This is a genomic window from Cellulomonas algicola (assembly GCF_003851725.1).
In the GTDB taxonomy this organism is placed as follows: Bacteria; Actinomycetota; Actinomycetes; order Actinomycetales; family Cellulomonadaceae; genus Cellulomonas; species Cellulomonas algicola.
In genome coordinates this window covers 1-7451 of record NZ_BHYL01000077.1, presented here as the reverse complement: position 1 = coordinate 7451, position 7451 = coordinate 1, and the positions used below count along the sequence as shown (strand labels likewise).

The window sequence follows — 7451 nt, the reverse complement described above, 5'->3', positions numbered from 1 at the left end:
CAACCACGAGGCGCGGCTCGCGGCGGTCGCGGACAGGATCGGCGCGCTGCGGGCCGAGGCCGACGCGGAGGTCGTGCGCGCCGACCGGGCCCGCGCGGACGCGGCCGCGCGCGAGGCGGAGATCACGCGCCTGCTCGCGGAGCAGGAGGCCACACGCCGGCGGCTGGACGACATGACCGCGCAGGCCGAGGCCGAGGCGGCCGCGGCCGACCGCGAGCGCGCCGCGATCGAGGCGGAGCTCGCCGGGATCATCGCCGAGCAGCAGCGGGTCGCCGCCGAGCAGGAGCGGGTCCGGGTCGAGCAGGAGCGGGTCCGCGCCGAGCAGGAGCGTGCCCGTGCCGAGGAGGCGGCGAAGGCCGGTCAGCCGCCGCCGCAGCCGCAGGCGCCGCCCGCCCCGCAGCCCGCCCCGCCGCCGGCGTCGGGTGGGTCGGGCCCGGTGTTCACGAACCCCACGTCGATCACGCCGATGCACGTGACGTCGAGCTACGGCATGCGGCTGCACCCGATCCTCGGCTACACGCGCCTGCACGCGGGGATCGACCTGCGGACGTACTGCGGCACCCCGTTGTACGCGCCGCGCGACGCGGTCGTGCGGTGGTCCCAGTGGCGCAACGGGTTCGGCAACCAGGTCATGCTCGACCACGGGCCGGTCGACGGGCAGTCGCTCATGAGCAGCCTCAACCACCTCACGCGGTCCACGGTCGCCGCGGGGCAGCGCGTCCGTCGGGGCGACCTCGTGGGCTACTCGGGCAACACCGGCTTGTCCGGTGCGTGCCACCTGCACTTCGAGGTGTACCGGAACGGGTCGACGGTCAACCCGGCACCGCTGCTCGGCCGGTAGCCGCACGGCGCCGTGGCGGGTCGAGCAGGCGCGCGAGCGCGAGCACGAGCACGCCGACCGCGGCCCCGAGGACGGTCTCGACGACGCGGTCGACGACGAGCCGGTCGAGCGTCGTCGGACCGCCGCCGAGCCACGACAGGACGAGCGCCATGGGGGTGATGGCCACGACGGCGATGCCGTAGTGGCGCGCGACGAACAGCTCGGTGACCACCTGGAGGGCCGCCACCCAGGCCACGAGGACCCACGGCGACGGGTCCCCGGCGAGGATCGCGGCCGCGACGAGGACGCCGAGCAGGGTGCCGGCGACGCGCTGCGCCGCCCGTCCGACGCGTGCCACGGGCGTGGGCCCGACCAGGGGGACGGTCGCGGTGACCGCCGCCCAGTACGGGTGGCCGAGGCCCGCGGCGAGGGCGATCGCCCCGGCGGCGAGCGGCGCGGCGGCGTGCACCGCGACGTCGACGACGACCGTGCGGCTCGCGAGCGCCGCGCGCAGGGGCGACGGTGCGGGGGCGGGTACGCGAGGGCGGCGTGACGTCGGCAACCAGCGGCCGACCTGACCGAGCGCGACGGCGAGCGCCGCCGCCGCGGTGGGCAGCACCACGGCGGGCACGAGGTCGGACGCGGGGTGCGCGTACGACGACAGCGTCCCGACCGCGAAGACGAGGAACAGCGACGGGACGGGCGACCAGCCGAGGACCCGGGCGAGCACGCAGCCGAGGGCGGAGAACACGGCCATCGTGGCGACGGCCAGGAGGGAGCCGGGGGCGACGACCCCGGCGGCGGTGCCGGCGACCACCGCGGCGACGAGCGCGAGCCCGGTCCCGGCCTGCAGGCGCGCGCGGGCGGGGTAGTCGAGCTGCTTGCCGTACACCGAGCACATCGCGCCGAACGTCGCGAAGGGGGTCCACCCGGGATGCCCGAGGGCGAGGCACGCGACGAGGGGCACGGTGACGCTGAGGCCGACGCGGATCGCGGGCCAGTGCGCGTGCCCGTGCGGCCCGACGGTCAGGAGCTCGCGGCGCAAGGACGACAGGGCCTGCCGTGCCCGCGCCCGTCGTGGAGCGTCGGGAGGTGCCATGAGGCCGCCACTCTACGAACGTCGCGGGTCGGGCGCGCGACGGGGTGGTCCCGGGTGGTCGCGGGTGTCCCCGGCCCTCGTCGTCCGGGACGGACTCCGTCCAGCGATATGATGGATCCATCACATCGTCAAGGGACAGGACGCGCATGCCTTCCTCGCCGCCGCTCAACGAGGTCAAGGCGAACCTCTTCAAGGGCCTGGCGCACCCCGTGCGCATCCGCATCCTCGAGCTCCTCGCGGCGGGGGACGACGTCCCGGTCTCGACGCTCATCGCCGAGACCGGGCTCGAGGCGTCGCACCTCTCGCAGCACCTCGCGGTCCTGCGCCGCTACCACCTCGTCGAGTCCGCGCGACGCGGCAGCGCGGTCGACTACCGCCTCGCGTCCGCGCACGTCGCCGAGCTGCTGCGCGTCGCGCGCGAGCTCCTCGGCGAGATCCTGCGCTCGACCCAGGACCAGCTCGCCGCGGTCGCCGACGAGTTCGCGTCCATGACGGCCCCGCGGTGAGGGCCGGCTCCGGCCTCCGGACGCTGCTCCCGGGACGGCACGACTACGCCGCCCTGCGCACGTCCTGGCGGGCCGACCTCCTGGCGGGGGTCACCGTCGGCGTCGTGGCGCTGCCGCTCGCGCTCGCCTTCGGCGTGAGCTCGGGCGTCGGCGCAGAGGCGGGCCTGGTCACAGCGATCGTCGCGGGTCTCGTGGCCGCGGTGCTCGGCGGGTCGCACGTCCAGGTGTCCGGCCCGACCGGCGCGATGGTCGTCGTCCTCGCGCCGATCGTCGCGACGCACGGCGCCGGCGCGGTGCCCGTCGTCGCGCTGCTGGCCGGTGCGCTCGTCGTCGTCGCCGGCGTGCTGCGCCTCGGGCGCCTCGTCGGCATGATCCCGTGGCCGGTGATCGAGGGGTTCACCCTCGGCATCGCGATCCTCATCTTCCTGCAGCAGGTCCCCGCCGCGGTGGGCGTGCCCGCCGCCGGACACGACGCGAACGCCGCGGTCGCGGCGCTCCAGTCCCTCGGCGAGGCGACCGCGCCCGACGCGCTCTGGTCGGCCGGGGTGGTCGCCTCCGTCGTCGCCGTGATGCTGCTCGCTCCGCGGGTGCACCCCGCGGTGCCCGGGTCGCTCGTCGCGATCACCCTCGTCACGGTCGTGACCGCGGTGGCGCACCTGCCCGTCGCGACGATCGGCGCGCTCCCCGCCGGGCTCCCCGCGCCCGCGTGGCCGACGGTCGACCTCACGACGCTCGCCGGGCTCACCGGCCCGGCTGTGACGGTCGCCGCTCTCGCGGCCATCGAGTCGCTGCTGTCGGCGCGCGTGGCCTCGTCGCACGCGAGCACCGGACCGTACGACGCCGACCGCGAGCTCGTGGGCCAAGGTCTCGCCTCGGTCGCGTCCGGGCTCTTCGGCGGCATGCCCGCGACGGGCGCGATCGCCCGCACGGCCGTCAACGTCAGCTCCGGCGGCCGCACGCGCGTCGCGGCGGTCGTGCACGCGCTCGTCCTGCTGGTGGTCGTCGGCAGCCTGAGCGGAGTCGTCGCGCACGTGCCGCTGCCCGCGCTCGCCGGCGTCCTCATGGTCACGGCGGTCCGCATGGTCTCCGCGCGCGGCGTGCGCCTCGTCGTCCGGTCGACGCGGGCGGCAGCCGCGCTGTTCACGCTGACGGCCGTCGTGACGGTCTCGATCGACCTCGTCTACGCCGTCGGCGTGGGGATCGTCGTCGCGGCCGCGCTCAGCCTGCGCGCGATGGCGCGCGCCGCAGGCGTGCACCGGGAGGAGCTGCCCGGACCACCCGTCGCCGGCGACGAGCGGATCGCGCTGTTCCGCGTCGAGGGTCCGTTGTTCTTCGCGGCCGCCGAGCGCGTGCTGGAGCGGGTGGCGGCGATCGACGGCGTGAGCGTCGTGGTCCTGCGCCTGTCGCAGGTGCAGCTCCTCGACGCGACCGGCGCACAGGTCCTGGGCGAGCTCGTGGCCGGGCTGCACCGCCGCGGCGTGACCGTCCTCGTCAAGGGGCTCCAGCCGGACCACCTCGGCCTCGCGCGCCGCGTCGGGGTGCTCGACCCGCTCGACGACGACCAGGTGTTCGCGCACCTGGACGAGGCCGTCGGGCACGCGCGCCGGGTCGTGGCGCTCGACACCCGGCTCGCCTCCGCCGTCGGCACACCCGCCGCCTGACGCGAGCGCGCGGGCGGGCGGGCGCACCGGCGCCGACGGGCGCGCACGACGGACGAGCCGCGCGCCGTCATGCGCGCGACGCGGGCTCCACGACGGCCGAGCTCGCCGCGAGCGCGTCCCGCTTCTTGGGCCGGGCGAACCGGGCCGGCAGGTCGGGACCGTCCCACACCTGCACCGCCCGCCAGATCGAGGCGGCGATCGGCACGGCCAGGACGGCGCCGGTGAGCCCGGCGAGCACCGTGCCGGCGGTCAGCGCGAACAGGATGACGAGCGGGTGCAGCTGCAGCGCGCGGCCCATGACGATCGGCTGGAGGAAGTCGCCCTCGACCTGGTTCACCACGACCACGATCGCGACGACGATCAGCGCCTCGACGGGCCCGACCGCCACGAGGGCGACGAGCGCGGAGAGGATCCCGGCGAGCGTCGCGCCGACCAGCGGGATGAACGCGAGCAGGAAGACGAGGACCGACAGCGGGATCACCAGCGGCACGCCCACGATGGCGAGGCCGATGCCGATGGCGACGGCGTCGACGGCTGCGACGATCGCGGTCCCGCGGATGTAGCCGCCCAGCGTGCTGACGGTCGTGACGCCGATGCGCCGGCCCCGCTCGTACCGGTGCCCGTCGAAGGGCCGGAGCAGGAACTCCCAGATCGTCGGGCCGTCCTTCAGGAAGAAGAACAGGACGACGACCATGATGAAGAAGCCGGCGACGAAGTCGACGGTCTGCGAGACGCCCGCGACCGCGCCCGCGCTGACCGCGTCGGACTGCAGCAGGCCCGTGACCGAGTCGCGCACCGACTGGATCTGCTCCTCGGTGATGTCGAACGGCAGGCCCTCGACGTAGGCCTGGAGCTCGTCGAAGCCGTCGAGGGCCTGGTCGCGGAGCGCGTCCCACTGGTTCACGACCGCCCGCACGACCAGCCAGAGGATGAGCGCCAGCAGCGCGACGAGCGCGACCAGCGCGATCCACGTCGCCGCGAGCGACGGCAGGCCCTTGCGGCGCAGGAACGTGACGAGCGGCGAGATCGCCGCGGCCAGCACGAGCGCGATGAGCACCGGGATGACGACGAGCGTCAGCTGCGTCACCACGAACACGAGGACGGCGACGAGCGCGATGATCGCGAGCACCTGCAGCGAACGCGTCCCGGCGCGTCCGACGCCGTCGGACCAGAGGCCCGACGCGCCGCGCACCGGGCGGGGCGGCGAGAGCTCCTGCCGGTCGGTGTCGCGGGTGCGGGGGTGCTCCCGCGAGCGGCGGCCGAACGGAGCCATCGAGGACCTCCAGGTGGGACGAGGGGTCGGAGCCCCCGACGCTACGGCGCGCGGCCCGTCACCGCGCGACGGGCGCCGACGTCACCGCCGCGCCGCCTCGCGGTCACCGTCGGGCGGCCGGCCGACGTGTGGCTGTCACCCGTCCGGAGTACGGTGCGCCGCGTCACCGACCGGTGCGCACCGCCACACCCCAGGAGGTCTCGCCCATGCGCTCCCCCACCCCACGGCGCACCCGCCGACGCGTCGCCGTGGTCACCGCGACCGCCGCGCTCGCGCTCACCCTCGCGACGCCCGCGACCGCGGGCGACACCGCCGACCACGGTCGCGGTCACGACCGCACCTACTCGATCACCGTCATGGGCACGAGCGACCTGCACGGCAACGTCCTCAACTGGGACTACTTCAAGGACGCCGAGTACGACGACAGCGCGCACAACGACGTGGGCCTGGCGAAGATCTCGACGCTCGTCGACCAGGTGCGTGCAGACCGCGGTGCCCGCAACACGCTGCTCGTCGACGCCGGCGACACGATCCAGGGCACGTCGCTCGCGTACTACTACGCGAAGGTCGAGCCGATCACGGAGGGCGGCGTGCACCCGATGGCCGCGGCGATGAACGCGATCGGGTACGACGCGGCGGCGCTCGGCAACCACGAGTTCAACTACGGCATCCCGCTGCTGCGCACGTTCCAGCGGCAGCTCGACTTCCCGCTGCTCGGCGCGAACGCGACGTCGGCGCGCACCGGGAAGCCCGCGTTCGCGCCCTACGTCATCGAGACCCTGCACCCGCGGGGCGGCAAGCCCGTGCGGGTCGGCATCCTCGGCCTGACCAACCCGGGCATCGCGATCTGGGACAAGGCGAACGTCGAGGGCCAGATGCAGTTCGGCGGACTCGTCGAGGCCGCGCAGCGCTACGTCCCGGAGATGCGGCGCAAGGGGGCGGACGTCGTCATCGTGTCCGCGCACTCGGGCGCGGACACGTCGTCGTCGTACGGCGACGCGCTGCCGTTCCCGGAGAACGCCGCGACGCTCGTCGCGCAGCAGGTGCCGGGCATCGACGCGATCCTCGTCGGGCACGCGCACCAGGAGATCCCCGAGCGGGTGGTCACGAACACGGCCACGGGCAAGCCGGTCGTGCTGTCCGAGCCGCTGCGCTGGGGCATGCGCCTGTCGACCTTCGACGTGGACCTCACGTTCCACCGCGGGAGGTGGACGGTCGACGGCGTCGAGGCGGACGTGCTGAACGCGAACACCGTCCCGGAGGACCCCGAGATCGTCGACCTGCTCGCCGACGAGCAGGCCACGGTCGTCGCCTACGTCAACAGCGTGATCGGCACGTCGACCGAGGCGATGTCCGCGGCGACCGCGCGCTACGAGGACACCGCGGCGCTCGACCTCATCAACCACGTCCAGGCGCAGGCCGTGCAGGCCGAGCTGACGGGGGCCGACGCCGACCTCCCGGTGCTGTCGATCGCCGCGCCGTTCAACCGGGAGGCCGCGATCCCCGCCGGAGAGGTGTCGGTCCGCGACGTCGCGGGGCTGTACATCTACGACAACACCCTCATGGGCATCCGGCTCACGGGTGCGCAGGTGAAGGCGTACCTGGAGAAGTCGGCGGAGTACTTCAAGCCCGTCACCGCCGCGGGGACCTACGCGTCCGCGGACCTCACCAACGCCCCCACGGCCACGGCCCCCAACGGCACGCCGGACTACAACGACGACGTCATGCGCGGGCTGGACGCGCCGCTCACGTACGACATCGACCTCGGGCAGCCCGTGGGCAGCCGCATCACCGGGCTCGCCTACGACGGCACACCCGTCACGGACGGCCAGGATTTCGTGGTCGCGATCAACAACTACCGGCAGTCCGGCGGCGGCAGCTTCCCCGGCGTCACGAGCGCTCCCGTGCTCGTCAACCGGCAGGTGGAGATCCGCCAGCTGCTCATCGACTGGGTCACCGAGCAGCAGGTCATCGACCCGGCGACGTTCAGCTCGACCAATCCGGACTGGCGTCTCACCTTCGGGGAGCAGCCGCTCACGATCACGCCGTGACCTCGCGCGGGTGCGGTCGTCTCCGTCGGGGCGACCGCACC

The 7451-nt window shown here is 74.6% G+C and carries 6 protein-coding genes; 4 read left to right on the top strand and 2 right to left on the bottom strand.

Translation table 11 applies throughout. The features are described from left to right. Positions 1 to 841, top strand: an 841-nt coding sequence (locus CTKZ_RS05985) for a M23 family metallopeptidase (RefSeq protein ID WP_148090464.1), incomplete at its 5' end; no start/stop codon positions are given. Here CTKZ_RS05985 and CTKZ_RS05980 read toward each other — a convergent pair. Then, a complete protein-coding gene (locus CTKZ_RS05980; protein ID WP_124342094.1) occupies positions 813 to 1919 on the bottom strand; it encodes an FUSC family protein in 1107 nt (368 codons plus the stop codon). The two genes, CTKZ_RS05985 and CTKZ_RS05980, sit on opposite strands and share 29 nt — an antisense overlap. A gap of 146 nt (positions 1920 to 2065) precedes the next feature. Here CTKZ_RS05980 and CTKZ_RS05975 point away from each other — a divergent pair, with 146 nt between their 5' ends. Next, positions 2066 to 2425, top strand: coding sequence for an ArsR/SmtB family transcription factor (locus CTKZ_RS05975; RefSeq protein WP_124342093.1), 360 nt, complete (start codon positions 2066 to 2068; stop codon positions 2423 to 2425). After that, the gene (locus tag CTKZ_RS05970; RefSeq protein ID WP_124342092.1) at positions 2422 to 4086 is read left to right on the top strand and encodes a SulP family inorganic anion transporter; all 1665 of its coding nucleotides are present in this window, start codon (positions 2422 to 2424) and stop codon (positions 4084 to 4086) included. Before CTKZ_RS05975 ends, CTKZ_RS05970 begins: the two co-directional genes overlap by 4 nt. Before the next feature lie 67 nt (positions 4087 to 4153). Here CTKZ_RS05970 and CTKZ_RS05965 read toward each other — a convergent pair whose 3' ends face one another. Continuing rightward, positions 4154 to 5359, bottom strand: coding sequence for an AI-2E family transporter (locus CTKZ_RS05965; protein ID WP_124342091.1), 1206 nt, complete (start codon positions 5357 to 5359; stop codon positions 4154 to 4156). A 206-nt stretch (positions 5360 to 5565) separates the two neighbouring features. On the opposite strand from CTKZ_RS05965, the gene CTKZ_RS05960 reads away from it, so the two are divergent. After that, positions 5566 to 7410 (top strand): bifunctional metallophosphatase/5'-nucleotidase, encoded by a 1845-nt coding sequence (locus CTKZ_RS05960; protein ID WP_124342090.1) that lies wholly within the window; start codon positions 5566 to 5568, stop codon positions 7408 to 7410. The last annotated feature ends 41 nt before the right edge of the window (positions 7411 to 7451 follow it).

What these genes read in the sequence shown, in the direction of transcription:
- CTKZ_RS05960 (WP_124342090.1), top strand. Translation starts at nt 5,566, where the DNA reads ATGCGCTCCCCCACCCCACGGCGCACCCGCCGACGCGTCGCCGTGGTC.
- CTKZ_RS05975 (WP_124342093.1), top strand. Translation starts at nt 2,066, where the DNA reads ATGCCTTCCTCGCCGCCGCTCAACGAGGTCAAGGCGAACCTCTTCAAG.
- CTKZ_RS05980 (WP_124342094.1), bottom strand. Translation starts at nt 1,919, where the DNA reads ATGGCACCTCCCGACGCTCCACGACGGGCGCGGGCACGGCAGGCCCTG.
- CTKZ_RS05965 (WP_124342091.1), bottom strand. Translation starts at nt 5,359, where the DNA reads ATGGCTCCGTTCGGCCGCCGCTCGCGGGAGCACCCCCGCACCCGCGAC.